The 1,766-nt window shown below is 40.7% G+C and carries 1 protein-coding gene; it reads left to right on the plus strand.

Annotated features, from left to right (window positions below):
* The first annotated feature begins 31 nt into the window (after nucleotides 1–31).
* On the plus strand, nucleotides 32–1,471 hold the full coding sequence (gene proS, locus A5875_RS01725) for a proline--tRNA ligase (protein WP_088932016.1): 1,440 nt from the start codon (nucleotides 32–34) through the stop codon (nucleotides 1,469–1,471).
* Nucleotides 1,472–1,766 lie beyond the last annotated feature (295 nt).

A 1,766-nucleotide genomic window follows, 5' to 3' on the forward strand; every position in this document is an offset into this window, starting at 1 on the left:
TTTTTATTTTTAATTTTAGGAGGAAGCATGAATGACAAACTTACAAAAAGAAGATTTTTCAAAATGGTATTTACAGACAATTCAAAAAGCTGACTTGATGGATTATTCACCAGTTCGCGGCTGTATTATCTTTAAACCGGATGGCTGGGAATTATGGGAACATATTCAAGAAGACTTTAACAAATACCTTAAAACACAAGACATTCGTAATGTCTACTTCCCAATGCTGATCCCTAAACATTTCTTGGAAAAAGAAGAAGAGCACGTAGAAGGATTTGCGCCAGAACTGCCTTGGTTGACTAAGGTCGGTGATGAAGAATTGGAAGAACCATATGCGTTACGTCCGACGTCTGAAACACTGATCGGAGATGCGTTCTCTAACTGGATCAATTCTTACCGTGATCTTCCATATGAAATCAATCAGTGGGCGAACGTTTTCCGTTGGGAGAAAAAGACGATGCCATTCTTGCGTACCTCAGAATTCTTATGGCAAGAAGGACATACAGCACACGAATCAGAAGAAAATGCACGTGAACGTACGATGTCGATCTTGGAAGCTTATGCTACATTGATCGAAGATACATTGGCGATCCCAGTATATCGCGGACAAAAAACGCCGTCTGAACGTTTTGCCGGAGCGGTTGACACTTATTCTGTAGAGGCAATGATGCGTGACGGTAAAGCCGTCCAAGCAGGAACGTCTCATTACCTAGGTCAAAACTTTGCGGAAGCATTCGACATTAAATTCTTGAACCGTAATAACGAACATGAACACGTATATACAACTTCATGGGGAATTTCAACTCGTTTAATCGGCTCATTGATCATGGTTCACGGCGACGAACAAGGATTGGTATTACCACCAAAAGTAGCACCAACTCAAGTTATTTTAATTCCAGTGGGTCCTTGGCAAAAACAACCAGCTATTTTGGACAAGCTGCATGAATTAAAAGCATCATTAGCTGAAAAAGGCTTGCGTGTACGTATTGATGAAACTGACAATACACCAGGCTTCAAGTTTAACGAATGGGAACTAAAAGGCGCTCCATTACGCGTTGAATTCGGCCCTCGTGACTTGGAAAACAATCAAGCCGTAATCAAAATGCGCGATCTAGATGACAAAGAATCTGTATCACTAGACGGCATCGAAGATTACATCATTGAACACCTAGATATTATGCAAAGACGTTTATTCGAAAGCGCGCAAAAACGCTATGAAGCGAATGAACATACTGATATTGATACTTTAGATGAATTGAAAGCACATATCGAAAAATCTAAAGAAGCCGGCGAAATCCCAGGATTTGTCTTAATTGGTTGGGATGGTACCGACGAAACTGAAGCTAAGATCAAAGAAGAAACTGGCTTCACGACACGTAATATTCCATTTAACCCGCCTGTTGAAAAAACAGTCGACATCGTTAGTGGAAAGCCTGCGAAACACACCGTTTGGATCGCACGCGCCTATTAATTTGAGGAAGTCCGCCAGTATCACTTTTTATATAAAATGAGTTTTTGCAATTACTGTTTAATCAATCAGCCACCAGTAAGCAGGACGGTCGGGAATTTGGTTTCCCAAAAAGGTTGATCTGTGCGGTTATATTTCTTAGAGTCTGGAACGATCAAAGACATTTGATCCGTTCCAGGCTTGTTTTTGCGAGTCCAACTTTTTGCAGTTTAATCTTTACGAGAACGGCATAAAATTCTCTAGTCTTAGTTATTTACGAGAAGTATAGTTGGATCGTATGCGTGGCGACAATAAGAAC

This window comes from Enterococcus sp. 3H8_DIV0648 (genome assembly GCF_002140655.1).
Classification (GTDB): domain Bacteria; phylum Bacillota; class Bacilli; order Lactobacillales; family Enterococcaceae; genus Enterococcus_A; species Enterococcus_A hulanensis.

Excerpts from the sequence above, each read along its gene's own strand:
- proS (WP_088932016.1), top strand. The coding sequence starts at position 32 with ATGACAAACTTACAAAAAGAAGATTTTTCAAAATGGTATTTACAGACA.